Source organism: Desulfomicrobium apsheronum, from assembly GCF_900114115.1.
Lineage (GTDB): Bacteria > Desulfobacterota > Desulfovibrionia > Desulfovibrionales > Desulfomicrobiaceae > Desulfomicrobium > Desulfomicrobium apsheronum.
Genome location: NZ_FORX01000001.1, coordinates 1 through 25,349, shown reverse-complemented (window position 1 = coordinate 25,349; position 25,349 = coordinate 1). Strand labels below are relative to the sequence as shown.

Annotated in this window: 21 protein-coding genes; 13 read left to right on the top strand and 8 right to left on the bottom strand. The window is 60.3% G+C overall.

Going from position 1 to position 25,349, the window contains the following annotated elements:
- Nucleotides 1-65: 65 nt before the first annotated feature.
- Together BMZ40_RS00105 and BMZ40_RS00100 are read right to left on the bottom strand one after the other, a co-directional pair.
- The gene (locus tag BMZ40_RS00105) at nucleotides 66-860 is read right to left on the bottom strand and encodes an ABC transporter permease (RefSeq protein ID WP_092372129.1); all 795 of its coding nucleotides are present in this window, start codon (nucleotides 858-860) and stop codon (nucleotides 66-68) included.
- Nucleotides 857-1,498 carry an ABC transporter ATP-binding protein gene (locus tag BMZ40_RS00100; protein ID WP_177192933.1) on the bottom strand — a complete coding sequence of 214 codons (642 nt, stop codon included), beginning with the start codon at nucleotides 1,496-1,498 and terminating at the stop codon, nucleotides 857-859. The genes BMZ40_RS00105 and BMZ40_RS00100 overlap by 4 nt, the downstream gene beginning before the upstream one ends.
- Nucleotides 1,499-2,015: 517 nt before the next feature.
- Between BMZ40_RS00100 and ald the strand changes: the two genes are divergently transcribed.
- Nucleotides 2,016-3,128 carry an alanine dehydrogenase gene (gene ald, locus BMZ40_RS00095; RefSeq protein ID WP_092372127.1) on the top strand — a complete coding sequence of 371 codons (1,113 nt, stop codon included), beginning with the start codon at nucleotides 2,016-2,018 and terminating at the stop codon, nucleotides 3,126-3,128.
- A gap of 178 nt (nucleotides 3,129-3,306) precedes the next feature.
- Here the strand turns inward: ald and BMZ40_RS00090 are convergent, their stop codons facing one another.
- From BMZ40_RS00090 to BMZ40_RS00080, 3 genes are read right to left on the bottom strand one after another with little or no spacing between them, the layout of a single operon-like run.
- The gene (locus tag BMZ40_RS00090; RefSeq protein ID WP_092372126.1) at nucleotides 3,307-3,765 is read right to left on the bottom strand and encodes a GyrI-like domain-containing protein; all 459 of its coding nucleotides are present in this window, start codon (nucleotides 3,763-3,765) and stop codon (nucleotides 3,307-3,309) included.
- 28 nt (nucleotides 3,766-3,793) lie between these two features.
- Nucleotides 3,794-4,987: an HDOD domain-containing protein gene (locus BMZ40_RS00085; RefSeq protein WP_092372125.1), complete on the bottom strand. Its 1,194-nt coding sequence runs from the start codon at nucleotides 4,985-4,987 to the stop codon at nucleotides 3,794-3,796.
- Between the two features lie 53 nt (nucleotides 4,988-5,040).
- Complete coding sequence (locus BMZ40_RS00080) at nucleotides 5,041-7,515, bottom strand: heavy metal translocating P-type ATPase (protein WP_092372124.1); 2,475 nt, start codon at nucleotides 7,513-7,515, stop codon at nucleotides 5,041-5,043.
- A 233-nt stretch (nucleotides 7,516-7,748) separates the two neighbouring features.
- Between BMZ40_RS00080 and BMZ40_RS00075 the strand changes: the two genes are divergently transcribed.
- From BMZ40_RS00075 to BMZ40_RS00050, 6 genes are all read left to right on the top strand, one after another.
- Nucleotides 7,749-8,399 carry a succinate dehydrogenase/fumarate reductase transmembrane subunit gene (locus tag BMZ40_RS00075; RefSeq protein WP_092372123.1) on the top strand — a complete coding sequence of 217 codons (651 nt, stop codon included), beginning with the start codon at nucleotides 7,749-7,751 and terminating at the stop codon, nucleotides 8,397-8,399.
- Nucleotides 8,400-8,414: 15 nt separating this feature from the next.
- Nucleotides 8,415-10,268: a fumarate reductase flavoprotein subunit gene (locus BMZ40_RS00070; protein ID WP_092372122.1), complete on the top strand. Its 1,854-nt coding sequence runs from the start codon at nucleotides 8,415-8,417 to the stop codon at nucleotides 10,266-10,268.
- A 9-nt stretch (nucleotides 10,269-10,277) separates the two neighbouring features.
- Complete coding sequence (locus tag BMZ40_RS00065; RefSeq protein WP_092372121.1) at nucleotides 10,278-11,015, top strand: fumarate reductase iron-sulfur subunit; 738 nt, start codon at nucleotides 10,278-10,280, stop codon at nucleotides 11,013-11,015.
- Nucleotides 11,016-11,018: 3 nt separating this feature from the next.
- The gene (locus BMZ40_RS00060; RefSeq protein WP_092372120.1) at nucleotides 11,019-11,858 is read left to right on the top strand and encodes a fumarate hydratase; all 840 of its coding nucleotides are present in this window, start codon (nucleotides 11,019-11,021) and stop codon (nucleotides 11,856-11,858) included.
- Nucleotides 11,858-12,415 (top strand): Fe-S-containing hydro-lyase, encoded by a 558-nt coding sequence (locus BMZ40_RS00055; protein ID WP_092372119.1) that lies wholly within the window; start codon nucleotides 11,858-11,860, stop codon nucleotides 12,413-12,415. The genes BMZ40_RS00060 and BMZ40_RS00055 overlap by 1 nt, the downstream gene beginning before the upstream one ends.
- An 803-nt stretch (nucleotides 12,416-13,218) precedes the next feature.
- Nucleotides 13,219-14,541, top strand: coding sequence for a malic enzyme-like NAD(P)-binding protein (locus tag BMZ40_RS00050; RefSeq protein ID WP_092372118.1), 1,323 nt, complete (start codon nucleotides 13,219-13,221; stop codon nucleotides 14,539-14,541).
- Between the two features lie 80 nt (nucleotides 14,542-14,621).
- Here BMZ40_RS00050 and BMZ40_RS00045 read toward each other — a convergent pair whose 3' ends face one another.
- Both BMZ40_RS00045 and BMZ40_RS00040 read right to left on the bottom strand, forming a co-directional pair.
- Nucleotides 14,622-15,170 carry a hypothetical protein gene (locus BMZ40_RS00045; protein WP_092372117.1) on the bottom strand — a complete coding sequence of 183 codons (549 nt, stop codon included), beginning with the start codon at nucleotides 15,168-15,170 and terminating at the stop codon, nucleotides 14,622-14,624.
- A gap of 134 nt (nucleotides 15,171-15,304) precedes the next feature.
- A complete protein-coding gene (locus BMZ40_RS00040; RefSeq protein ID WP_143075491.1) occupies nucleotides 15,305-16,276 on the bottom strand; it encodes an energy transducer TonB in 972 nt (323 codons plus the stop codon).
- Between BMZ40_RS00040 and BMZ40_RS00035 the strand changes: the two genes are divergently transcribed.
- Nucleotides 16,253-17,623 carry a class I SAM-dependent rRNA methyltransferase gene (locus tag BMZ40_RS00035; protein ID WP_245750985.1) on the top strand — a complete coding sequence of 457 codons (1,371 nt, stop codon included), beginning with the start codon at nucleotides 16,253-16,255 and terminating at the stop codon, nucleotides 17,621-17,623. The genes BMZ40_RS00040 and BMZ40_RS00035 overlap by 24 nt on opposite strands.
- A 111-nt stretch (nucleotides 17,624-17,734) precedes the next feature.
- Here BMZ40_RS00035 and BMZ40_RS00030 read toward each other — a convergent pair whose 3' ends face one another.
- Nucleotides 17,735-18,064 (bottom strand): hypothetical protein, encoded by a 330-nt coding sequence (locus BMZ40_RS00030; RefSeq protein ID WP_092372115.1) that lies wholly within the window; start codon nucleotides 18,062-18,064, stop codon nucleotides 17,735-17,737.
- A gap of 477 nt (nucleotides 18,065-18,541) precedes the next feature.
- On the opposite strand from BMZ40_RS00030, the gene BMZ40_RS00025 reads away from it, so the two are divergent.
- From BMZ40_RS00025 to BMZ40_RS00005, 5 genes are all read left to right on the top strand, one after another.
- Nucleotides 18,542-20,623, top strand: coding sequence for a type VI secretion system Vgr family protein (locus BMZ40_RS00025; protein ID WP_092372114.1), 2,082 nt, complete (start codon nucleotides 18,542-18,544; stop codon nucleotides 20,621-20,623).
- On the top strand, nucleotides 20,620-21,576 hold the full coding sequence (locus BMZ40_RS00020; RefSeq protein WP_092372113.1) for a DUF4123 domain-containing protein: 957 nt from the start codon (nucleotides 20,620-20,622) through the stop codon (nucleotides 21,574-21,576). The genes BMZ40_RS00025 and BMZ40_RS00020 overlap by 4 nt, the downstream gene beginning before the upstream one ends.
- Before the next feature lie 49 nt (nucleotides 21,577-21,625).
- A complete protein-coding gene (locus BMZ40_RS00015) occupies nucleotides 21,626-22,564 on the top strand; it encodes a hypothetical protein (RefSeq protein ID WP_092372112.1) in 939 nt (312 codons plus the stop codon).
- A 20-nt stretch (nucleotides 22,565-22,584) separates the two neighbouring features.
- A complete protein-coding gene (locus BMZ40_RS00010; protein WP_092372111.1) occupies nucleotides 22,585-24,717 on the top strand; it encodes a lipase family protein in 2,133 nt (710 codons plus the stop codon).
- Between the two features lie 152 nt (nucleotides 24,718-24,869).
- On the top strand, nucleotides 24,870-25,349 hold a 480-nt coding region (locus BMZ40_RS00005), incomplete at its 3' end, for a hypothetical protein (protein ID WP_143075490.1).

The window sequence follows — 25,349 nt, the reverse complement described above, 5'->3', positions numbered from 1 at the left end:
CCACCAAAAATAAGTTCTTTTATTTCAAAGCGATAAGCTTGGACTTGAGCTTTGTTACGCCTTTTTCAGGGACGCCTTAGAAAAATGTCTTCATTGAGCCGTCCGCAAGGGTCGAAAGCCATCTTGCGGGCGAAGTGCACGGCCAGAAACGACGAGACCGTGGCGGCGGTGAAAATCGCGATCATGATCATGATCTGGTAGACGATGGCCACGGACGGGGATGATCCGCCCAGGATCTGGCCGGTCATCATGCCCGGCAGGGAAACGATGCCCATGGTCGCCACCGTCCCGATCTGCGGCCCGATAGCGGCGCGCAGAGCGTTGCGAAGGAAGGGGCGCACCGCTTCCGCGCGGCTTGCGCCCAGGGTCAGGTACTGGATGTGCACCTCGACCCCTGTACGTAATTCGGAGAAAAAGCGGTCCAGAACCACGACGTTGCTGCGCAGGATGTTGCCCAGCACCATGCCCATGAGCGGGACCAGATAGCGGGCCGAGGAGATGGTGGCGAGATCGAAGACCAGCAGGAACCCGGTCAGGATCAGCAGCGCGGTCAGCAGGTGGGCGGGCAGGATCGTCCACAGGCATTTTCTCCACGATAGCCAGCTCTGGCGCAGGATCGATCCCGTGGCCACGACGATCATGACCAGCACCCAGGCCACGTTGACCAGCAGCATGTCGAGCCTGAAGATGTACTCCAGATAGACGGCCACCAGCGCCAGTTGCACGGCCATGCGCATCATGGAGATGAGCAGATCCCGGGTCAGGCGCAGGCGCAAGTGACGGAAGATGAGCACCGGGAATACCAGAATCACGGAAAACATGAGCAGGGCCGGGATGGAAATGACCATTGTCTCGTTCATTCGCGCCTCCAGAGCTTTCCGGATTCAAGGCCGACCTCGGTGAAGCCGAAATCCAGCCATTCGCGGTTATGGGTCACGGCCAGCACCGTGCGGGCCTTGTCCCGGGCAAAAAATCCGACCACGGCGCGCATGGAGTCCTGGTCCAGGCTGGAGGTGATCTCGTCCAAGAGGCAGAAATCGCGCTTCAGTTGCAAGCCCTGGATGATGGTCAGGCGCTGCTGTTCTCCTCCGGACAGCCTGGTGTACGGGCTCTTCTTCAAGGCCGGGTCAAGTCCCAGGGCCTCCATGAGCCGGTCCTGTTCCACCTGGTCCGCATGCAGGGCGTGATTGGCGGCAAAGGTGAACGGCAGGTTCAGATACTCCTCGGCCGTGCCTTCGAAGGGCAGGGGCTTCTGGCCGATGTACAGAAAGCGGGAGCGATGGGCGCCGAGGTCGGCGACCGTGACCTCCCGTCCGTTCCACAGGACGGCGCCCGCATCCACGGGTTCGAACAGGAGGGCGACCTTGAGCAGCGTGGATTTGCCGGCACCCGACGGTCCGGTCAGGGCCAGATGTTCATCCGGGAACACGGTGAGGTTCACCCGGTCCAAAATCACTCTCCCGGCGCGGCGCAGGGTCACCTCGCGAAATTCCAGCATGTGTTCTCCATTTTTCAGGACTGTTTCCCCCGGCCACATGGCAACCATCCCGGAGCGGGTCAAGCCCGGGCTGAAGCGGGGCGGATTTTGCCCGGACCCGATGGCCCGTGCATGTGCGGGCGGTCCGGGAGCCCTTGCTTGGCAGGCTGTGCGCACGGCTGCCGTTCGGGGCGATTTGCAAAGGCGTGGACCACGGGTGCCTGTCGTTCAAGATGGAAATTTTGCTTATAAATTGGAAATATATATGACCATAAATGAAATTTGCCTTACTGCCCGAATTCAAACACGTATTTCTAATAATGGCAATATTTCGTTCCAGACATGTCGCATCCTCACGGATTCGCGAAGGGTTTCTCGTGAGCCCCGATGAGGCCGTGCGTGTCGCAAGCCTTGCCGGCTCGGGATTTGCGCGGAACCTTCGTGCATGTTTGCCCCGGACCGTGTTTGTGGTAAGCTTTTTGCCAGTAAGAGATTTTTCCATCTTACTCAACTTGGCACAGGCATAAGGAGCAGGCACATGATTGTCGGAGTTCTCAAGGAAATCAAGGCGCAGGAAAACCGGGTCTGCATGACTCCGGCCGGGGTTGAAGTCATGAAGCAGCACGGTCACGAGGTGCTGGTGGAGGCTTCGGCCGGTATCGGCAGCGGGTTTTCCGATGCCGACTACGCGGCGGCGGGAGCACGGATCGTCGCGGCTCCGGCCGAGGTCTATGCCCAGTCCGACATGGTCATGCACGTCAAGGAGCCGCAGCCGTCTGAGTATGCGATGGTCAAGCCCGGCCAGATCGTCTTCACCTATTTTCACTTTGCGGCCGAAGAGAAGCTGACCCGTGAATTCATGAAGACCGGCTCCGTGGCCATCGCCTATGAGACCGTGACCGGCCCTCACGGCGGCCTGCCGCTCTTGACTCCCATGAGCGAAGTGGCCGGACGCATGGCGGCCCAGGAGGCGGCCAAGTACAATGAGCGCGTGCACGGCGGACGCGGCATCCTGCTCGGCGGCGTGACCGGCGTGGCCCCGGCCACGGTGCTGGTCCTCGGCGGCGGCATCGTCGGGACCAACGCGGCCATGATGGCGGCGGGTCTTGGAGCGAAGGTCTATATCCTGGACATGAATCTCGACCGCCTGCGCTACCTGTCCGAAATCATGCCCAAGAACTGCACGCCGCTGATGAGTTCTCCGGCCATGATCCGCGAGCTGGCCGCCCAGGCCGACGCCATCATCGGCGCGGTGCTGGTGGTCGGTGCCAAGGCTCCCAAGCTCATCACCCGGGAGATGTTCAAAGGCATGAAGCCCGGCTGCGTGCTCGTGGACGTGGCCATCGACCAGGGCGGCTGCTTCGAGACCTCCAAGGCGACCACCCATTCCGACCCGATCTACGAAGTGGACGGCATCATCCACTACTGCGTGGCCAATATGCCCGGGGCGGTTCCGATCACCTCGACCATGGCCCTGACCAACGCGACCCTGCCCTATGCCCTGCAGATCGCGGACAAGGGCTGGAAGGCCGCCTGCAAGGAAAACGCGGGCCTGAAGAACGGCCTGAACATGGTCGGCGACAAGATCACCTTCAAGGGCGTCGCCGAAGCCTTTGGCCTGCCCTTCACGCCTGCCGACTCCTGCCTCTAAGCGGCCTGCCGGGCACCTCCTCCCGGTTTCACCGCCGCGAAAATATTCAGGCCCGAAGCGCATTTACCGTTACGCTTCGGGCCTGAATATTTTTTAAAACCGCCGCCCTGATTTCAAGGCAAGCTCGAAATTGCTCTCCCCGAGATGTGAAGAGAACGGGAGCCCCCATTGCTTGAGCTCAATTCTGCAAGGGTATCTGAAGTTCCGTCAGGTTGTCCTCGCTGCCCATGCCTTCCCAGTGCACGTAGACTTCCCGGCCCAGGGGCTGCAAGGCAACTCCCTGCTGCAGGGCCTGCGGGGTGAAGGCGGTCCAGGCGAGGCCGACTCCGCCTATGGGGCCTCTGTAATCCGTGCACAGGCATTCGTGGGCGGGAATTTCCGCGCAGGTGAACGCTCCCTGGCCACGGCAGGCGTCCACGGGAAAGGATACCTTCAGGGAAAACTCCTTTTCCGGGGAGCCGTCGCAGCCATCGTACGTGAAGATGCACGGACCGGTCAGGGCCATGCCTCTGTTTTCGATCTCCGCCAGGAGCATGGGGATGATCTTGCCGGCAAAGGCCGCGATTTCCGGGATTGTCAGCGTGGCTGCGGCTTCAAGGACCGTGGCGGCGGGGATGTTTTTGCGCTTGATCTGCATGTTCTCTCCTTCAGGGTCGAGGTTGAATTCATTGAAACGCTCCCATGATAAGGCCGAGCTGCGTCTCGATGCGGATCGCGATGTCGACCATCTGCTCAGGCTGGATCGGTATGAGATCCATCACTTCCGGGCGGGCCTCCGGTGGACCGCATTCGCCGCTGCAGCCAAGTCCCATGGCGTGGGTCAAAAGGTCGGCCAGATGCACGATGCCGGCGAGGGGCAGGTCCGTGGCACGCGCGGGATTGTGGTGACTGCCCACGGTTCGGCTCAGGCCGGGGGGCATCCGCCATCCGTCCAGAAGGCGCTCGCCCATGTCCGCATGGTCGATGCCGAAGAAAAGAGCTTCCTCGGTCATCAGCGGGCGCTTGTGCTTGAGGGCGCTGTCAATGCAATACCGGGAGCGCTCTGGAAAGGACGTGAAGAAATAGAGTCGCCCGATGTCGTGCAGAAGCCCGGCTACAAACGCCTGTTCCGGCTGTGCCAGTCCGGTGCTTTCCGCCAGCGCCTTGCAGGTCAGGGCGCAGCCGAGACTGTGTTCGAGAAAGGTGCGCATCTCGATCACTGATTTCGGGATGACCCCGAACTGGTCGACCATGAGCAGGCTGGAGGCGAGCATGCCCACTTCGCGCAGGCCGACGATGGACACGGCCCTGGAAACGGTTTCGACCTTGCGTTGGAATCCATAGATAGGCGTGTTTACGAGTCGCAGGAGCTTGGCCGTGAGCCCGGGGCTGCGGGTGATGATTTCGACGATCTTCTTGCTGGAGGGGTCGGGCTCGCTCAAGGCCAGATTGAGGTCCTGGGCCACGGCGGACAGCTGCGGGGGATCGAAGCTGTCCAGGCAGAACATGGGCAGCTCCCGGGGCAGCTGCACCGGTCCGGCTGGCCCCCTGCAATCGCGCAGCAGCGGAGGGAGACCTCTCTCGATGCGTTGGGCTTCGGCTTCGGTGCGCAGGCCGAGCAGGATCGGGCCGGGCGGGACGCCAAGGTCATGCCCGGCATAGAATCTGCGCGCATGCTCGGCGGCCTGCCTCAACTGTTCGGCGCTCAGGGTCACGCGTTCGTCCTCGACCTCGACGTCCGCGACCCCGCGTTGTCCAAGGGCCTCGATGGCGCTTTCCGAGAGCGTCGCCCCCTTGGGAAAAAGCAGGCGGCCTGCCGGGTCCATGAGGTCGGCCGCCAGGATTTCACCGGGCAGGACCTGCTCGATGCGTTTAAACATGGTTTCCACTCCCTACAGATTTCATGGCCGTGTGGTTTCGACCTATACTACGTTTATGCATGGTGAGGAACAAAAAAACGCAATCGCAAGGCGTTGGTGACCACCAAAACCGAGCTCATGGCCATGGCTCCTCCCGCGAGCATGGGGCTCATGGTTGGCCCTCCGAAGACGTGCAGAAGCCCTGCCGCGATGGGGAGCCCGATGGTGTTGAAAGCGAAGGCCCAGAAAAGATTCTGGCGGATGTTGCGCATCACCGCGCGGCTCAGGGACAGGGCCGTGAGCACGCCAAAGAGGTCTTCGCGCATGAGCACGACATCTCCGGACTCCATGGCCACGTCCATGCCCCCGCCCATGGCCAATCCCAGGTCGGCCCGGGCCAGGGCCGGGGCGTCGTTGATCCCGTCTCCGACCATTCCGACAACGCGCCCTTCCTGCTGAAGCTCGATGATGACCTCGGCCTTGCGGTCCGGCAGCACCCCGGCGATGACCCGGTCGATGCCGAGTCGTGCGGCCACGGCCCGGGCGGCCCGCTCGGAGTCACCGGTCAGGAGCACGATCTCCATGCCCAGGTCGCGCAGACGCTGCACCGCCTTCTCCGATTCAGGCCTGAGCTGGTCGCTTATGGCCAGCAAACCCGCCAGAACGTTGTCCACCGCCACGTGCACCACGGTGGCTCCGTTTTCCTCCATGCGCTCGCGCGCGGCCCTGGCCGCTTCCAGATTCAGATTCCCGGCCTGCATCAGTCGCTCGTTGCCGATGGCGACGGTGCTGCCTTCGACCGTGGCGGTCACGCCCTGGCCTGGGACGGACAGAAAGTCCCCGGCCTTGGGCAGAGGGCCCTGCGCGGCCGCGACCACGGCCTGGGCCAGGGGATGCTCGGACTGGGCCTCGATCGATGCGGCCAGACGCAACAGGGCGTCCCTGTCGAGCCCGGCGGACGGGTCGACCCAGACCTCGGTCAGCACCGGTTTGCCGATGGTCAGGGTCCCGGTCTTGTCGAAGACAAGGGTGCCAAGCTCCCCGGCACGTTGCAGGGCCCGGCCGGATTTGATCAGCACCCCGAGCTGCGCGCCCCGGCCGGTGCCGACCATGATCGACGTCGGCGTGGCCAGGCCCATGGCGCACGGGCAGGCGATGACCAGCACGGAGATGGCGATGCGCAGGGCGAAGACGAAGGGCTCGTCGCTCAGCAGGTACCAGGCCAGGCCTGAAGCCAGGGCCAGGGCCATGACCACGGGCACGAAATAGTAGCTGATGGTGTCGGCCAGGTTGGCGATGGGGGCTTTTGACCCCTGGGCGTCCCGGACCAGACGCACGATGCGGGCGAGCATGGTGTCCTCGCCCACCAGGGAAGCGCGCATGACGAACGCGCCCGTGGTGTTGAGCGTGCCGCCGTAAACTCGGTCCCCGGGACCGCGCCGTGCAGGCAGGGGTTCGCCCGTGAGCATGGATTCGTCCACATGGCTCTGTCCTTCCGCCACCTCGCCGTCCACGGGCAGGCGCTCGCCGGGGCGGATGCGCAGCAGATCGCCGGGCTCGATCTCTTCCACCGGGATCTTGCGCTCCTCCTCGCCGTCCACAAGGGTGGCCGTGTCCGGCGCCAGGGCCATGAGCGCCCGGACCGCGCCGGTGGTTTTCGACACGGAGCGGGCCTCGAAAAACTTGCCCAGCGAGATCATGGCGATGAGCACCGCCGCCGATTCGTAGTACAGATCCATGGCGCGGGCCTGGGCGTCCACGCCGAGCCAGATCTCGATGGTGTTCCACAGCGAGTAGACCAGGGCCGCGCCCGTGCCCACGGCCACCAGCGAGTCCATGTTCGGGGCGCGCCTGGCCAGGGCCGGGAAGCCGATCAGATAGAAGCTCCGTCCGCTCCAGACCACGGGCAGGGTCAGCAGCAGCTGGGCCAGGGCGAATGTCCCCGGTGCGTGCATGGGGTCGAGGAAGCTCGGCAGGGGCATGCCCCACATGTGCCCCATGGAAAGGACCAGAAGCGGCAGGGCAAAGGCCATGGACCAGAGCACTACCCGTTTTTTCTCCTCAAGCCGCGCGGCGATCCGCGCCTCTTCGTCTCCAGCGCTTTGTTTTTGCGGGATGCTCGTGGTGAAACCTGCGTCGTGGATGGTCTGGCGGAGTGTGCGTTGCGAAACCAGAGCCGGGTCGAAGACGAAACGGCCGCTTTCGGCGCCCAGATTGACGCTGGCTTCCTTTACTCCTTCCAGGCGGCCGGTGACGCGCTCGATGCGCGATGAGCAGGCCGCGCAGTGCATGCCGCCGATTTTGAGGTCCAGCACGTTCTGCTCTTGCGGGGCCTCGACGGAAAAACCGAGTTCCCGCACCTGCTCCAGCACTTTCTCAAGGGGCGCGTCTTGCGGATCATGGAGCAGATCCATCTCTTCGCTGGCCAGATTGACGGAAATGCTTTCCACCCCCGGCATGGCGCCAACCACTTTTTCGATGCGGGTCGAACACGCCGCGCAGTGCATTCCGCCGACGGGCAAGCGTATTGAACGTGATTTTGAGTTCATCTTTCTCTCCGGGATATATTCCAATCGTTCCGAACCTTTTTGTACCTTTTGACGCGTGTCTTGCAAGTGCGGTGTTATGGCATGTGATTGACTGATCAATTGTATTCGAGTAGCCATCATGCCTACAAAAATTCTTTTCCGATAGTCTTCGGGCTCCCATCGTTTCTTGAAAAACAAATTGGTTGTTCAACCAGGAGTCAGCAGTGCATTGGCTCCGCAACTTCGGAGGAAGTATGTCCGTTGATGCCACCATGCATGTCGTGCGTCCGGGACGCCGGGATGCGTATCTCGACTGGCTCCAGATGCTTACCGGAGCCGGGCTGGTCCTTTTCATCGCCTTCCACACGCTGCTGACCGCGTCCATCATTTTCGGCGCCGGGGCCCTCGACGGGGTGGCCGGTGCGCTGGAAGCCCTGCATCTCGACACCCTGGCCCACATTTTTGTGCCCATCCTGTTTTTCATGCATTTCGTCATCGCCGCGCGCAAGATCCCGTTCCGGTTCGAAGGACAGGAAGCAATCTGGCGCAACGCGCGTCTGCTGAACCACCGCGACACCTGGCTCTGGATCGTGCAGGCGGGATCGGCCATGATCATCCTGGTCCTTGGCGCCATCCACATGTGGACCAACATCAACGACACGGCCATCCTGGCCGCCACCTCCACGGTCCGGGTCCAGAGCGGCGGCTGGCTTATCTTCTATCTGGTGCTCATCCCGCTGGTGCAGCTGCATGTCTTTATCGGCGTGTACAGGATCGGGGTCAAATGGGGCTTCATCACCGACGCCACGCGCCCGAAAGTCGTGAAGATCCTGACCATCGCCTTTGGCTGTGTCCTGGCAATCGCCCTTATCGCATTGGCCCGCTACGCCACCATGACCGTCTAAATTTCGGGAGCATTCATGTATACCCATACTTCTGATCTGCTGGTCATCGGCGCCGGTCTGGCCGGCGAGCGCGTGGCCGTGGAATCGGCCCTGGCCGGATTCGACGTTGTCTGCCTGTCCATAGTTCCGGCCAGGCGTTCCCACTCTTCCGCCGCCCAGGGCGGCATGCAGGCCGCCATCGGCAACTGCGCCATGGGCGAAGGGGATAACCCGGATGTGCACTTCATGGACACGGTCAAGGGCTCGGACTGGGGCTGCGACCAGGAAGTGGCCCGCATGTTCGCCGACACCGCGCCCATCGAGATGCGCCGCCTGGCCCACTGGGGCGTGCCATGGAACCGCGTGGTGCCGGGCAAGTCCACCTATTTCAAGGGCGGCGAAAAATTCGAAAAGTTCGAAAAGCCCGAGAAGGAAGGCCTGATCACGGCCCGCTCCTTCGGCGGCACGGCCAAATGGCGCACCTGCTACACCTCCGACGGCACGGGTCACGCGGTCATGTGCACCATGGACAACAAGTGCGCCGAGCTCGGCATCAGCGTCCTTGACCGCAAGGAAGCCATCTCCCTCATCCATGACGGCGAAAAATGCATGGGCGCGGTAGTGCGCTGCCTGCGCACCGGCAAGCTCGAAGTCTATCTGGCGAAGGCCACGGCCATCTGTACCGGCGGCTACGGCCGGCTCTACACTGCCACGACCAACGCGGTCATCTGCGACGGCGCGGGCAACGCCATAGCCCAGGAAACGGGCGTGGTGCCCATCGGCAACCCCGAGGCCATCCAGTTCCACCCCACGGGCATCGTGCCCACGGACATCCTCGTGACCGAAGGCTGCCGCGGCGACGGCGGGACGCTCCTCGATGTGAACGAAGAGCGCTTCATGCACATCTACGAGCCCGAAAAAGCCGAACTGGCCTCCCGCGACGTGGTCGCCCGGCGCATGACCGAGCACATGCGCGCAGGCCACGGCGTGAAGTCCGCCTATGGCGAGCACCTCTGGCTCGACATCCGCCACCTGGGCGACAAGCACATCTCCACCAAGCTTCGCGAAGTGGACGAGATCTGCAAAAACTTCCTCGGCGTGGACGCCCGCACCCAACTCATTCCGGTGCGCCCGACCCAGCACTACACCATGTCCGGCATCCGCACGGACAAGACCGGCGCTGCCTATGGCCTTAAGGGCCTCTACTCCGCCGGTGAGTCGGCCTGCTGGGACATGCACGGCTTCAACCGCCTGGGCGGCAACTCCCTGGCCGAGACCGTGGTCGCCGGAGGCATCATCGGCAAATGCATCGTCGAATACCTGCAAGGGACCGAAACCACCTATTCCACCGCAGTCGTGAACGCCGAAGTGCGCCGCCAGCAGCGCCGCATCGACGATCTCATCGCCGGCCGCCTGGGCAAGGAGAACGTCTACAAGGTGCGCGCCGAGATGCAGGAAGCGCTGATGACCGGCTGCTTCGTGTTCCGCAATGAAAAGGATCTGCTGACCTGCATCGAAACATTGCAGGGCATCTATGAACGCTCGGGCAGGATCGGCCTGGTCTCAAACGGCCTTGGCGCCAACCACGAAGTGGCCGCAGCCCTCAAGCTGCGCGGCCAGGTGCGTCTGGCCCTGGGCATCGCCGCCGGAGCCGTGGCCCGCAAGGAGAGCCGGGGCAGCCACAATCGCGAGGATTTCCCGGCGCGCGACGACAAGAACTGGCTGAACCGCACCCTGGCCTACTGGCCCGAGAACGCGGACATGCCGATGCTCAAATACGAGGACGCAACCCCCCACTTCGAGATTCCTCCGGGCGACCGTGGCTACGGCGGCGGCACCATCATCCAGGCTGATCCCGAAACCATCGCGGCCAAGACCATCAAGCGCTAGGAGGAAACCATGGGCAGAACACTGAAATTCGAGATCTTCCGCTACAATCCCGAGGAGTCGGCCTCTCAGCCGCGCATGCAGACCTTCACGCTGGACGAAACCGAGAACATGACCCTCTTCATCGCGCTCAACCGCCTGCGCGAGGAGCAGGACCCCGGCCTCATCTTCGACTTCTGCTGCCGCGCCGGCATCTGCGGTTCCTGCGGCATGGTCGTCAACGGCCGCCCGCGCCTGGCCTGCCAGACCAAGACCAAGGATCTGCCGGAAACCATCACCCTGTTGCCGCTGCCGGTCTTCAAGCTCATCGGCGACCTGTCCGTCGACACGGGCGTGTGGTTCCGCGAGATGTACCAGGCAACGGAATCCTGGATCCATACCACCAAGGAATTCGATCATACAAAGGAAGAGGAGCGCATGGACAATGCCGTGGCCGAGCAGATCTACGAGCTCGAACGCTGCGTGGAATGCGGCTGCTGCATCGCGGCCTGCGGCACGGCCCGCATGCGTGACGACTTCCTGGGCGCGGCGGCCCTGAATCGCGTGGCCCGCTTTGTCGTCGATCCGCGCGATCAGCGCACGGACAAGGAGTATTTTGAAATTATCGGCAACGATTACGGTATCTTCGGCTGCATGGGCCTGCTGGCCTGCGAGGACATCTGCCCCAAGAACCTGCCGCTGCAGAACCAGCTTGGCTTCCTGCGGCGCAAGATGGGCATCACCGCCATCAAAAAGTTTCTCGGGAAATAAATCATGCGGACGCTGAACGCCACCCAAGTCATCGATACCGTGGCCAAGATGTGCATCGACTCCAACCGCTACCTGCCGGACGATCTGCGTCGGCGGTTCGCCGAGTGCGCGGCCCTGGAAGAATCCCCGGCGGCAAAGGAAGTCTTTCGCCAACTGACCGAAAATTATGAACTGGCAGAGGAAACGGGGCTGCCCCTGTGTCAGGACACGGGTCTTGCCGTCTTCTTCGTGGAGATGGGCGAGGACCTGCGCGTCGAGGGCATGAACATCCGCGAGGCCATCAACGAGGGCGTGCGCAAGGGCTACGCCGAGGGCTTTTTGCGCAAGTCAGCCTGTGACCCGCTGACCCGCGCCAACACCAAGGACAACACTCCGGCCATCGTCCACTTCGACATCGTGCCCGGCGACAAACTCAAGATTGCCTTCATGGCCAAGGGCGGCGGCAGCGAGAACATGTCCCGAGTGACCATGCTCGCCCCGGCCCAGGGCTGGGCCGGCATCAAGAAGTTCGTCATCGAGCGCGTGGCCGAGGCCGGTCCCAACCCCTGCCCGCCCACCGTGGTCGGCATCGGCGTGGGCGGCACCTTCGACTACGCCCCCATCCTGGCCAAGAAGGCCCTGCTGCGCAGACTCGACGACGTGAATCCCGACCCCAAGCTCGCCGCCATGGAAGAGGAACTCCTCGAAGCCCTCAACAAACTCGGCATCGGGCCCATGGGCCTGGGCGGCAAGACCACGTGTCTGGGCGTCAAGATCGCCATGAGCCCCTGCCACATCGCGAGCCTGCCCCTGGCCGTGAACATCCAGTGTCATTCCTCCAGACACCAGGAGGTGGAAATCTGATGGCCGAATACAATTTGCAGACTCCGCTGACGGACGAGGCCCTGACCAAACTCAAGGCCGGTGACGTGGTCAAGCTGACGGGAACCATCCATACGGCGCGCGACGCGGCCCACAAGCGCCTCATCGACCTGCTGGACAAGGGCGAGCCCCTCCCTTTTGACCTCAAGGGCTCGGTCATCTACTACGTGGGCCCAAGCCCCGCGCCTCCCGGCCGCCCCATCGGTTCGGCCGGGCCGACCACCAGCTACCGCATGGACACCTACGCCCCGCGTCTGCATTCCCTCGGCTGCAAGGCCTCGGTGGGCAAGGGCAAGAGGAGCGACGCGGTCAAGCAGGCCCTGAAAGATCACACGGCCGTGTATTTCGGGGCCACGGGCGGGGCCGGAGCGCTCCTGTCCAAGTGCATCACGGCGGCCAAGGTCATCGCCTTCGACGAACTCGGGCCGGAGGCCATCCGCGAACTGACCGTGGTGGATTTTCCGCTCTTGGTCATCAACGATTCCCACGGCGGTGAATTGTACGTGCATCCCGATCGCAAGGCGGCGGGGTTGGAATAGACAGAAGAAGGGGTACGCGGGGCAGGGCGGCCACGTAAGGCAGGGCGGCCACGCAGGGCCGCCCCTACGGTTTGGATGGATTTCGTGGCGATGCGTCGTAGGGTCGGTTTCGCCGGTTTGGATGGATTTCGGGGCAATGCGTCGTAGGGTCGGTTCCGCCGGTTTGGATGGATTTCGTGGCGATGCGTCGTTGGTGCGGTTCCGCCGGTTTGGATGGATTCCGGGGCAATGCGTCGTTGGTGCGATCCCGTCGGTGTGGATGGATTTCGTGGCGATGCGTCGTAGGGTCGGTTTCGCCGGTTTGGATGGATTCCGGGGCAATGCGTCGTAGGGTCGGTTCCGCCGGTTTGGATGGATTCCGGGGCGATGCGTTGTTGGTGCGATCCCGCCGGTTTGGACGGATTCCGGGGCGATGCGTCGTAGGGTCGGTTTCGCCGGTTTGGATGGATTTCGGGGCGATTCACCGTTGGCGCGGTGAACGGTGATGGATTTCAGGGTGATATACCGTAGGGGCGGCCCTGCGTGGCCGCCCTTCTTCCGTCACCCATCCGCCCTTTCTCCGTCCGCATAAACACCCCTCCCTGTAAACCCAGGCGTGAAGTTTATCATCTTTATTCATGTTAGTTGCGAAATGACACGCGCCGGTATGTTCTGTGCGACTGTTCGCCGCATACGCTGCGAAACAACCGGAAGAGATGCGTGGCGCCGCCCATCGTTAAGTAAGCGTTCGCACCCTGGCCCCCTTCAAGGGGATGCGATTGAATATCAACGTCGCTGAAGCGGCATCACATTTGGAGGACAACATGGCTCTGTTCACACCCCAGGAAGCCCTGGATTATCATTCCGAAGTGCGTCCCGGCAAAATCGAGGTTGTGCCGGCCAAGCCCTATTCCACCCAGAAGCATCTGACCATGGCCTACAGCCCGGGCGTGGCCGAGTCCTGTCTGGCCATCGCCAAGGATCCGGACCTGACCTACAAGTACACCGGCCGCGGCAACCTGGTGGCCGTCGTCTCCAACGGCACCGCCGTCCTGGGCCTGGGCAACATCGGCGCCTACGCCGGCAAGCCCGTCATGGAAGGCAAGGGCCTTCTGTTCAAGATTTTCGCCGACGTTGACGTTTACGACATCAACCTCGACGTGACCGACCCCGACAAGCTCTGCGAGATCGTCAAGGCCATGGAACCCACCTTCGGCGGCATCAACCTCGAAGACATCAAGGCCCCGGAATGTTTCTACATCGAGGACAAGCTCAAAAAGGAAATGGGCATCCCGGTCTTCCATGACGATCAGCACGGCACGGCCATCATCTCGGCTGCGGGCCTGATCAATGCCCTGGAAATCACTGGCAAGAAGATCGAGGATCTGCGCATGGTCGTGTCCGGTGCTGGCTCGGCGGCCATTTCCTGCACCCGGCTCTACGTGGCGCTCGGAATGAAGCTCGAAAACATCGCCATGTTCGACTCGCGCGGACATCTGCACACCGGCCGCACGGACCTCAACGCCCAGAAGCTCGAATTCGCCACCGCCAAGGCCTACGCATCCCTGGCCGAGGCCATGGTCGGCGCGGACCTGTTCCTTGGTCTCTCCAAGGCGGGAGTGGTCAGTCAGGACATGGTCAGAAGCATGGCCAAGGATCCCATCATCTTCGCCTGCGCCAACCCCGTGCCCGAGATATCCTACACCGAGGCCAAGGAAGCCCGCCCCGACGCCATCATGGCCACAGGCCGTTCGGACTTCCCGAACCAGATCAACAATGTTCTGGGTTTTCCCTTCATCTTCCGTGGGGCGCTCGATGTCATGGCCTCGAACATCAACGAGGAAATGAAGCTCGCCGCCGCCAAGGCCCTGGCCGAACTGGCCAAGCAGCCGGTGCCGGACTACGTGGTTGAGGCCTACGGTGTGGACAAGCTGGAATTCGGCATCGACTACATCATCCCCAAACCCGTGGACCTGCGTCTCATCGAATTCGAATCCGCCGCCGTGGCCCAGGCCGCCATGGACACGGGCGTGGCCAGAAAGCCCATCGCGGACATGGACGCCTACCGCGCGAGCCTTCGCGAACGCATCACCAAGTCCCGTGAACGTTTGGACGCCTTTGTGAAGACCTACCCGCAGATTTTCTAGCGGAACGCTCACGGCCAAAAAAAGCCGCCCCGTCAGCATACGAGCTGGCGGGGCGGCTTTTTTTAAGGCTTGCTGTCGGATCAGCGTCCGGGGCGCACCTTGGCCGCAATCTGTTCACGTACCTGGCCGTAATTTTCCGGAGTGCAGAAGACGGCGATGTTCTGGGCGAATCCGCCATAGACCATGATTGTGTCGCGGCGCGGGTACTCCTTGGTTTTTTTGATGCTTCCCCATTTGACCAGCACATCCTGCCGGGATTGCGCCAGCACCCCGGCTCCGGCCACGGCCGGTTTGCCCGAAAGCAGGCCGAGCACAAAGGCGAGGGCGTTGATGATGCGGTTCTGCTTGGCTTGGCGGGCGGCGGTTCTGCAACGGACGCCCTTGTTGTCGACAATGAACTCGGCATCGTATTTTCCGCCCCAGACAATCATGATGAAGAGCCAGGTGAAAAAAAAGAGCGCGCCTATGAGGATGGCCGGGTAGAGAAGGTCGGCGGGCTTTGCGCCGCTCAGCAGCATGATCACGAAAATCAGTCCGAAGGGAATGCCGATGGCCAATCCCAACTGCCTGAGGATGACGGGGTTTCGAAAGATTGGAACCTTTATCGACCACTCGATTCTTTCGCTCATGTTGACCTGCCTAAGGATGGGTGCGGGAGGGCGGATTGGTGGCTGCCGATCGAAAAAGATCATAGATCAGAATCCGGGAGCCTGGCAATGGCCGGGCCCTGCATGCCCGGAGTCTGTAAGACAAGGGGCCGGGTCTAGCGCAACTTGAAATGTATGGGCAAAATGACCTGACAGGCCACGGGGCGTCCCTTGAGGGTCGCGGGGCGGAAACGCGAAAGCATGACCGCTTCCCGGGAGGCCTCCTCCATGCCGAAACCCACGCCCCGCAGAACTTCCACGTCGCGCACGGCCCCGGCTTCATCCAGGGCAAGCCTCAGGACCACGATCCCTTCCTTGCCCAGACGCCTGGCTTCGTGCGGATATCTGGGCCGAGCCATGCGGACAATGCCCGGTCCGCCGGGGGTTCCGAATTTTACCAGACTGTCCCCGGCGCCGTCTCTCCCGTCCTGACTGTTGCCTCCTGAACCTCGTGCGCCCGCGCCGGTTCCGGCCCCGGCTGCGCCCGGCCGGTTCTCCTGGCCCGTGCTTTGCGGGGGGCTCGCGGCCCCGGCTTGAAGCTTGGGGGTTCCGGCCTGAACCTTTTTGGCTTCAGGGTGCTCAGTGCGGTCGCTGGGCGAATTCAGGACCGGGTCCGTGGGCGAATCCGCAGTGACAAGGCCCGCGCCTGGCGTCCTTTCTGGAGTTTGGATTTTCGGTTCGGGGACAGGCTGCCGGACAGGGGGCTGCTTGGTCGGGATCTGTTTGGGGGGATTGGGCTCAACCCGCGCCTGACTGATAGGTGCCTGCGCGGGCGCCTTTGTGGCAGCGGGCAGAACAGGGGCGGGAGATGCCTCCGGGACCGGATTTTGCGCTTCGGAAGCCGGGGACGTGGGGGGGTGTCCTTGGGTCCGGGCGGAGGATGGCTTCGTGGCCGGATCGCCCTGCAAGGGCAGCAGGTAAGACTCGTCGGTCCCGGCTTGTCCCCCGGAAGAGATGCCGCCGCCCGCGCCGCCGCCGGAAAGCTCCAGGGCCATGAGCATGGGGCCGTTCGAACCTGCGCCGCCGGGGCCGAGCCATATCCCAAACGCGGTCAGGGCCAGGGCATGAACCAGCAGCGCGCAGAGCACGGAGCCAAGGCATTGTCGGGCTTGAAACGGCCGGCTGGGATACGGGGGGTGATTTTTCCCGTGGACGCCTTCCACGGCTTTTCCTATGTCTTGCTCAGCCTGCGCGCCCGCGGCGCGCAGGACTTCACCGCGCGGGTCATCCCCATGCGCAGCAAGGAAATCATCGTGGACCCACAACTCATCATCGTCGCGGGGCGGGAAAAATCTCTGCTCAGGCGTCATCCCTGGATCTTTTCCGGTGCCGTGGCCACTGTCAAGGGCAGACCTGTATCCGGGCAGACCGTCGATGTTCTGGGGCAGAACGGACAATGGCTGGCCAGGGCCTCTTTTTCACCCAAATCGCAGATCATGGGTCGGGTTTGGACTTTTGATGCCGGGGAGGCCATCGACGGGGATTTCTTTTTGCGCCGCATTCTTCAGTCGGTCGGCAGGAGAAAGGATTTTGAGAACGCAAGCAATGCGCTGCGCCTGGTTCATTCCGAATCCGACGGGTTGCCCGGACTGATTCTGGACCGTTACGCCGGAGTTCTCGTTTTCCAGCTGCTTACCGCAGGCATGGAATTCTGGCGTGACGCCATTGTCGGGGCATTGCGGAACCTTTTCCCCGAAGACGCCATCCTTGAGCGCTCGGACGTGGATGTGCGGGCCAAGGAAGGGCTGGCCGCAAGGACAGTGGTCGTGCACGGCCGGATTCCCGAGCAGGTCGGGATTCATGAAAACGGCGTGAAATATCTGGTCGACGTGCAGGGCGGTCACAAGACCGGCTTCTATCTGGATCAGCGCGACAGCCGTCTGGCCGTGGCCCGGGCCTCCGGGGGGCGCGAGGTGCTGAACTGCTTCTCCTACACCGGCGGTTTCGGTCTGGCCGCGCTCGGTGGCGGGGCGGCGCACGTGACCCAGCTCGATGCCTCGGCCCCGGCCCTGGACTTGGCCGAACGCAACCGGGAAGCCAACGGTTTTGCGCCCGGGAGCATGGACACGGTTTGCGGCGACGCATTTCAGATTCTGCGCGACTGGCACAGGGAAAAACGCACCTTCGACCTCATCGTCCTCGACCCGCCCAAATTCGTCGATTCCAAGGCCAGCCTGAACCGCGCCTGCCGGGGCTACAAGGACATCAACCTGAGCGCCTTGCGGCTCCTGAATCCCGGAGGACGGCTTTTCACCTTCTCCTGCTCCGGCCTCATGGAAGATTCCCTGTTCCAGAAAATCGTGTCCGACGCCGCCCTGGACGCAGGCCGCACCGGCCGCATAATCTACCGCCTGACCCAGGCCGGCGACCATCCCGTCTCCCTGGCCTTTCCGGAAGGAGCCTACCTGAAGGGGCTTGAGGTGCTGGTGGACTGATCCGTAAATCCGTTTGCATCGCCAGCGTCATGGGCACCCGGCGGTGCAAAATCCCGGCATGATCGCCTCGCGGCCCTGGCCAGGGCGCAAAGGCAGGCATCTCCCAGAGCTTCAAGGCGCAGCCACCTCGTTTTTGATCTCGCCTCCCCGCTGATCCAGATAGTACATCTCCGGCACCACCATCCGCGAAAACAGCGTTGCCGCCACTTCCCTGGCCAGAATCTCCGTTACGGTACCGCTGGTCTTGCTGGCCAGGGTCACGCTGTTGCGCGACTCGACCTGCCCGGGGAGGCTTCTGCATTCGCGGGCCTCGGTCAGGGCCAGACTCATGATCTGAGCATTTATTGTGCGAGGTTCGGGCTGCTTCAAAGCCTCCTGGTCACAGGCGGACAGCAGCAGGAGGGGGATCAAGTGCAGAACGGGTCGGAGGGATGGATGCATGATGGGCTCCCCGTGGTGGCGATGTGTCTTGTCGCCTGTATACCCGGAAGTGCATCGAATTCACCCTTCGTCAGAGGACTTTATTCTCTTGAGTGAGTTTGTCGGAAATTGTCCGCCTTTGTCCGTTTTTTTGCGAACGATCCAAGTACAAGTTTTTTATCATTAGTTCGGCAATTTGGCTCAAGGAGCTGCTTTTTCGGGGAGGGCTTTTCCGGGATTTAGAACTTCGGGGAGCGTGATCCTTATGTGCCGATGCTTTGGGTTTCTTGAAATTGTTCGTTTTGTGGCATGTTTCCGGTTGGGGAACCAAAGCCTACCGCATCCTTGGACCCTATCCTGTACGGATTACGGACCTTCCCGAGCCTTTTTCACCAGATTCATGCCTAGAAAGTACATGTTTTTCCGAATTTTTCTGATGTCGCAATACTGGCATACTGAACAAAAAACTTTCGCCGTGACACGGCGCATGGAGGTTCAATGCGGCATCCGACAGCAGACAGCTCCTGGTTCACCTTCGAGACACCCGCCGCTCTAGGCTTCAGGGTCTACGCCTTCTCCGGCGTCGAGGAAATGCATCGTCCCTACGAGTTCGAGATCGAGCTCGTCCACGACCTCGACAACCTCGATTTCACCGCGCTGCTGGGCCGGACCGCCTGCCTGTCCATCCGGGACAAGAGCGGCGGCGTGCGGCATGTGCACGGCGTCATCCACCGCTTCATGCAGCTGCACACCGCCAACCAGCGCACCCACTACCGCTGCCTGCTCGTTCCCAGGCTCCATTTCCTGAATCAGGTCACGGACCACCGCATCTTCCAGAACATGAACGTGACCCAGATCATCGAAAAAATTCTCAAGGAACAGAACTTCACGGGGGACTCCTACGCCTTCAAATGCTTCTTCGACTACGCGCCCCGCGAGTACTGCGTGCAGTACGGCGAAACGCACCTGCATTTCATCTCCCGCCTGTGCGAGGAGGAAGGCCTCTACTTCTATTTCGACCACTTCAAGGACCGACACGTGCTCTGCTTTTCGGACATGCCCGACGGCCCCCGGATCGAAGGGGAAAGCCTGATACGTTTCCACCCCGGCGCCGGAACCGAGACCGACACGGCCACTGTGCGCACCATCGAGATGGGGCAAGACATCCGCAGCGACTCGTACACCTTCAGGGAATGGAACTTCGAGAAGACGCGCCTGGACCTGCAGGTCAAGCTGTCCGAGACCGATCCCGTCAAGGCTCCGGTCCCTGTGGGCATGAACCTTGAGCAGTACCGCTACCCGCATCTGTATCAGCTGCAGAAGGACGGAAAGCGCTATGTGGATCTCGAACTCCTGCGCAACTTCAGCATGAACGCCTGGGTAGATGTCTCGACGGATGTCTCACGGATGACGCCGGGATACGTGTTCGAACTCTTCGGCCATCGCCGCGAGGACTACAATGCGAAATGGTGGGTGGTCCGCGTGGAGCATCGGGGCGAGCAGCCCCAGGTCCTGGAGCACGAGGCGCCGGATCGGGGCATGATGTACGGGGCGCACGTACGAGCCATTCCCAACACGGCCCGGTTCATCCCGGCCTCGAACCATCCCAGAACCCCAATCTACGGAGTGCAGACGGCCATTGTAACCGGTCCGGACGGCGAGGAGATCTTCCCGGACCAGTACGGCCGCGTGAAGGTGCAGTTCCACTGGGACAGGGAAGGGCGTTACGACGAGAACACCACCTGCTGGATTCGCGCCTCCCAGGGCTGGGCCGGAGGACAGTTCGGCACCATGGCCATCCCCCGCATCGGCCAGGAAGTGCTGGTCACCTTCCTGGAGGGAGACCCGGACCGGCCCGTCATTACAGGCCGGGTCTACAACTCCCGCAACCCGGTTCCGTACCCCCTGCCCGCGAACAAGACGCGCACAGTCTTCAAGTCCATGTCCACGCCGGGGCCGGAGGGCGAACCGCGCGGATTCAACGAACTGCGTATCGAGGACAAAAAGGGCCAGGAGGAGATCTACGCCCACGCCGAGAAGGACGTGAACGTCTACGTCAAGAATGACTGGAAAGAGCACATCCTGCACGACCAGCACCGCACCATCGACAATTACTCTTACTCCATCGTCAAAGGCGAGGATCACCAGACCGCGCACAAGGACCGCAAGGTCGAACTGCTGTCGGACGACCACCTGACGGTCAAAGGCAGCAGGCATCGCAAGATCACCGAGAAATGGCTGGTCCGGACCGGGGCCGAGACGCACCTCAAATCCGACATCAAGACGGTCCTTGAGGCCGGCACGGAGTTGACCATCATGGCCGGCGGCAGCTTCATCAAGCTCGATCCGTCAGGTGTGACTATCAACGGCACAAAGGTCAAAATCAACTCAGGAGGGAGCCCAGGGTCGGGTTCGGGGGCGAGGCCGCTCCTGCCCGGGGATGCGCATCTCCCTGAAATTGAGGATGCTTGGCGTCCTGATGGCGATGAACTTCTGGCCCTGAAGGACTCATCGTTCGGGTCCAGGCGGATCGGCATGCCTTTCTGCGCCACTTGCGCACCACTCACGGAGGAGAAATGAGCATGCCGGACGAAAACGATCTCTGCATTTTCAACAAGCTCTCGGCGCACGATCTTGCCGCCATGTTTGCCACTGCCCGGCAAGACGGCCTGCTCATTGACGCCATTGTTGCCGTCGATGCGACTGCGCAGATGCTCGATGACTATTATTCCTTGAAGGGCACCGACGCCTTTCACCCTCTGCTCAAGGACACTCCGTACGCCGAACTCTGGGCTTCGATGCCTTACCTGAGCCGGATCAAGGCGGATTCCAAACTCGAGTCCTATCTCATTGCCGAGCATTCGGCCTGGGGATTCTTTGCGGTCACGGCTGCAAGCGAACAGACGCATTGCGACCATTGGCGGAGTTTGTGCGAAGTTCTTCTGCCATCAGGTAAGAAGTCTTTATTCAGGTTTCAGGACCCCAAAGGGTTGGAAAAGATGCTCCCGGCCTTCAGCAAGCAGGAGTTGGGCTGGTTTCTTGGGCCTGCCTCGCGCCTGTTCATTCCAATTCGAAATCATGACGGGGAGAGGGCCTGGCTGGATGTCCCAAACCCTGTCTTGTTCGGGCGCACGGAGCGCGAGTTGGTAGATCTATACCGGCCGGCGTCGGCCAGCCCCTGGTGGGAGGTCAGGGAGGAGCATCTGGAGGGCATGGCGCAGGAAAACCGAGCGGCTCTCATCTACAATCTTTCCCAGGATCTCAAGGAACAAGCGCCCGTTACGGCGTCATTGGTAGCGGAGCATTACGGTTCGCTGGAAACGGCGGTCGGAGAATATGTGGATGCGGCCATGGAATACGGACTTTCGAGCGAGACTCATATCTACATCTTTCTTCGTTTGTGTCTGACCATGCCTTTCGGCGCTCAAAGGGATCGTGCTGTTCAAGAAGCCATGAGAAACGCTTCCGATGACCCCGTCTCGGCCATCGACCAACTTCGCATATTGACCCTGCTGAAAGGAGAACCAAGATGATCACGCAAACCAGGGTGTTGTTGATAAACCTTATGGCAGGAGCGGCATGATGAAAAAACCAATCCGAATAATTCTTCTGATCTTCACTTTGCTGTGGCTGGCATTTCTTTTCGACACCCAACTGATCGTGCTGCGCGACGACGGGATGTTCACCCTGCGCTACAACGTGCCCGATGAAATGAAGGGCAAGATGTTTACAGGTGCGTCCTGGTACAGCAATTCCCTCATGTGCAGGCAGTTGAGCTTCGGCTCGGGAAGGTTCGAGGGCACGACTTTCGGGACATCGTTTCGAAACGTGGAAGAAAAACCAGGGGAATGGGTTTCTCACATTCCTACCAAGGTATGGCACCCCTTCTGTACTTGGGAGCGCGGTCCGTTGAGCATAGGTGTGCATGCCAATGAGGAAAAAACAAGCCATTATGAGTTGGCGTATGCCTATCTTTTTGATGAAAAAAAGTCCGATTCGGAAAACCCAGCCAAGCAGAAAAAAATTGAAGACGGCCAGAACGAATCGTTTCTTGTCTGTGATGTTTCTGAGTTTGATTACAAAAAAATATATCCAGATAGAAAATATATCGAGAAAAGGAGATCTTATAAATGTAACAATCCAAGGTCTCGAGGAGCTACTCATATGTCCGCAACTCCATCTGTTGGATTTTATTTGAAAGATTATGGAAAAATAAGTATATTAATATCTAAAAATAGTTTTTTATACTTAAAGAGAAATTATTATGACATTAATAAGAGATCAATTAATTCATTTGATAAAAAAATTAAATACAATAATGACAAAGTATTATTAATAGATTCGTCTATTACAAGATATTTATACTGGTCAATAGAAAAAAATGGCAACTCATATGTATTAACTGAAGGAGACGCAAAATTAAAACAAAAAAAACAAAAAACAATTAAACTAACCCCAGATCAGCTAACTTATCTTGCTTCAGAAGACGTGTGGGAATTGCCGGATTTTCTTAAACAGTAAGCGGGTAAGGAGGATGCATCATGCAGATTGTCCCGATACGATGTTTTAAAAGGCGCTGCCTGCGGCTTAAGATCGTAGATTTCGAAAACACGCCCATCACCGAGCTTGTTCATCCCGAGACAGGTGAAGAGGTCGGGGATTTGCGGATCGTAGCTTATGATGCCGACGGCTTACCCCTTGGTGAGCATATCTATGCCAAGGGTGCTTCTTCCCTCGACTTGTGCCGGATGGATCGGGGGTGGGCATATCTGGAGTTCAAGCCCCTTCCGCAGGAGAAACCTCACGGTTACCCCGGCGACGAGGAATGGGACCAGCTGACCTTGGCGGCGGACATCATCGCGCACAAGGCACTCAAGGCCTCGGCCGCCAATGGCCTGCGCCCGAATGAGCAGGCGCTGTCCGAGGAGCTGCGTTCCGGCTGGAACTACCATCGCGTCAGCCACGGCACACTCAACCTGCCCCGCAGGGTGGAGCGAATCGAGGACAAAATGGAGGAGACCCGGCCCAAGCAGCGTTGCGCCATGCGCTTCCTTTTGACGGAAAAGGAGCAACGATGCCCGAAATGCGGCAACCTACAGACGAGCTATCTGCTGGAGCTCGCGCCGCTTTTTTGCTGGATTCCCGCCCTGGTCACGTCCCGGGTCGGCGCCGCCGATGACTGGGACAGCATCACCGCGAACAATCTGGGGGCGTTCTCCGCCCTGGCCTACGCGGACCCCGACACCAGGAGCAAATCCGGGCTGCCGGACGGCGAGAGGGCTCCCTATGACCATACGATTTTGTACACTCTGGACAACCTCCGCACCCAGCGCGTCAGGCCGTACAGGGTAAACGCGGACTGGATGGACATGGTGCTGCACGAGATGCCCTATTCCTGGCACTACCATGACATGCAATTCATCGGTCGAGATAATGTCGTTGAAAATCCCACGGACAGCCAGGCCTTCATGGCCACCAACAGGGACACCATCATGATTGCAGTGCGCGGAACCGAGAGCAGTCATGACATGGATCTGAACAGTAAATTCTCCAAGCATCCCTGTCCGAAAGCGCTCGCGAGCGTTGGTTCGGCGCATCATGGGTTTTTGCAGGCCTTGGAGTATCTGTGGCCGGTTGTTGAGAGTTATTGCAATAATCATATTAAGGATCCTGATGGTGAATCCAAACGTATTTTTGTTACTGGTCACAGCCTCGGCGGCGCCATGGCCACGCTTCTGGCCTGTGCAATCTACGAAAACTTTCCGAAAAACCCCGTCACCCTCTACACCTACGCCAGCCCCCGCGTCGGCGACATCGAGTTCGCCAGACACTGGAACCACTTGGTGCCGCACCTGCGTCATGTGTACCGCAACGACATCATCCCCGCCGTCCCTCCGGCGGTCCTTGGTTACCGTCATTTCGGACATCTGCAACAGATGAGCCTCGCGAAGTTCGAATCGAAAACATCCCCATGGATCGGCGATTACGGACTGCATCAGGTGGAGAGCGCCATCGAGCGCAAACGCCGCTACAAAGGCGACAACGCCCCGTGGGGACCGGCGGAGAGCACGGGATACTGGACTACGGATAACAGCTTCTCCGAACTCTTCCAGCAAGAGATGCGAAAAACTCTTAGTCCGATGAGCGGCTTGAAAGATGTATCCGGCATCCGTTTTCATTTCATGGCCAGCGAACATATCCCCTTTCTGCAGCAGGAGCTGCGACAGCGTTACGAATACGCCCGTTCGGGACGTCCATTGCTGTCACGTCACATCCCTGCCGACAGATTGGACCGGAATGACGATTTCAACCAGGAACTGTTAGCCTACATGCGGTCCGTAACCCTGGCCGAGCTGCTTGACCGGCATGTTTCGGAGCTTGTCAGCCGGAAGACGCTGGAGGATGAAATCATACGGTTCTGCCGCGACACTGTCCAACTGGGCGAAATGGCCCGGCAGGAACAGGACGCTGAAAGAAGGGCGAAAGCAGCCAAATCTTGCCATGCTCGGCGTTTTGAGACCCCGCTGGAGGTTTCAAGTGTACTGGAGATGAAGGAAGGGCTGCCCCCCGGATCCCTTCAGGCCGCTTGCGAGGCGGAGGCGCTGGGGGCTCAGGGTGTGGCCGAGGACTTCATGCGGCAGTGCGTAGCACGGGAAAATTTGGCGTTCGCATAAAAGACGCTGAATTGTCCGAATCTAGAGAAACGCTTCCCAGGATTCCATTTCGGCCATCGACCAACTCCGCGTACTGACCCTGCTGAAAGGAGAATCAAGATGATCACGCAAACCAGGGTGCTGCTGATAAACCTTATGACAGGAGCGGCATGATGAAAAAACCAATCCGAATAATTCTTCTGATCTTCACTTTGCTGTGGCTGGCATTTCTTTTCGACACCCAACTGATCGTGCTGCGCGACGACGGGATATTCACTCTGCACTACAATGTGCCCGACGAGATGAAGGGTAAGATGTATACAGGTGCGTCCTGGTACAGCAATTCCCTCATGTGCAGACATCTGAGTTTTGGCTCGGGACGGTTTGAGGGTACGGAATACGGAGATGCATTTGATAACGTAGAAGAAAAACCAGGAGAATGGGTTTCTTACATTCCTACCAAGGTATGGCACCCCTTCTGTACTTGGGAACTCGGTCGGCTGACCATAGGCATGGATGCCAATGAAGAAAGAACACAATTTTATGATTTAGCGTATGCCTATCTTTTTGAGGAAAAAAAGTCCGATTCCGAAAATCCAGCCAAACAGAAAAAACTCGAAGATGGCCAGAACGAATCGTTTCTTGTTTGTGAT

Excerpts from the sequence above, each read along its gene's own strand:
- BMZ40_RS00030 (WP_092372115.1), bottom strand. The coding sequence starts at position 18,064 with ATGCATCCATCCCTCCGACCCGTTCTGCACTTGATCCCCCTCCTGCTG.
- BMZ40_RS00075 (WP_092372123.1), top strand. The coding sequence starts at position 7,749 with ATGTCCGTTGATGCCACCATGCATGTCGTGCGTCCGGGACGCCGGGAT.
- BMZ40_RS00010 (WP_092372111.1), top strand. The coding sequence starts at position 22,585 with ATGCAGATTGTCCCGATACGATGTTTTAAAAGGCGCTGCCTGCGGCTT.
- BMZ40_RS00085 (WP_092372125.1), bottom strand. The coding sequence starts at position 4,987 with ATGTTTAAACGCATCGAGCAGGTCCTGCCCGGTGAAATCCTGGCGGCC.
- BMZ40_RS00020 (WP_092372113.1), top strand. The coding sequence starts at position 20,620 with ATGAGCATGCCGGACGAAAACGATCTCTGCATTTTCAACAAGCTCTCG.
- BMZ40_RS00015 (WP_092372112.1), top strand. The coding sequence starts at position 21,626 with ATGAAAAAACCAATCCGAATAATTCTTCTGATCTTCACTTTGCTGTGG.
- BMZ40_RS00100 (WP_177192933.1), bottom strand. The coding sequence starts at position 1,498 with ATGCTGGAATTTCGCGAGGTGACCCTGCGCCGCGCCGGGAGAGTGATT.
- BMZ40_RS00055 (WP_092372119.1), top strand. The coding sequence starts at position 11,858 with ATGGCCGAATACAATTTGCAGACTCCGCTGACGGACGAGGCCCTGACC.
- ald (WP_092372127.1), top strand. The coding sequence starts at position 2,016 with ATGATTGTCGGAGTTCTCAAGGAAATCAAGGCGCAGGAAAACCGGGTC.
- BMZ40_RS00050 (WP_092372118.1), top strand. The coding sequence starts at position 13,219 with ATGGCTCTGTTCACACCCCAGGAAGCCCTGGATTATCATTCCGAAGTG.
- BMZ40_RS00045 (WP_092372117.1), bottom strand. The coding sequence starts at position 15,170 with ATGAGCGAAAGAATCGAGTGGTCGATAAAGGTTCCAATCTTTCGAAAC.
- BMZ40_RS00090 (WP_092372126.1), bottom strand. The coding sequence starts at position 3,765 with ATGCAGATCAAGCGCAAAAACATCCCCGCCGCCACGGTCCTTGAAGCC.
- BMZ40_RS00060 (WP_092372120.1), top strand. The coding sequence starts at position 11,019 with ATGCGGACGCTGAACGCCACCCAAGTCATCGATACCGTGGCCAAGATG.
- BMZ40_RS00035 (WP_245750985.1), top strand. The coding sequence starts at position 16,253 with ATGAACCAGCAGCGCGCAGAGCACGGAGCCAAGGCATTGTCGGGCTTG.
- BMZ40_RS00025 (WP_092372114.1), top strand. The coding sequence starts at position 18,542 with ATGCGGCATCCGACAGCAGACAGCTCCTGGTTCACCTTCGAGACACCC.
- BMZ40_RS00070 (WP_092372122.1), top strand. The coding sequence starts at position 8,415 with ATGTATACCCATACTTCTGATCTGCTGGTCATCGGCGCCGGTCTGGCC.
- BMZ40_RS00105 (WP_092372129.1), bottom strand. The coding sequence starts at position 860 with ATGAACGAGACAATGGTCATTTCCATCCCGGCCCTGCTCATGTTTTCC.
- BMZ40_RS00080 (WP_092372124.1), bottom strand. The coding sequence starts at position 7,515 with ATGAACTCAAAATCACGTTCAATACGCTTGCCCGTCGGCGGAATGCAC.
- BMZ40_RS00065 (WP_092372121.1), top strand. The coding sequence starts at position 10,278 with ATGGGCAGAACACTGAAATTCGAGATCTTCCGCTACAATCCCGAGGAG.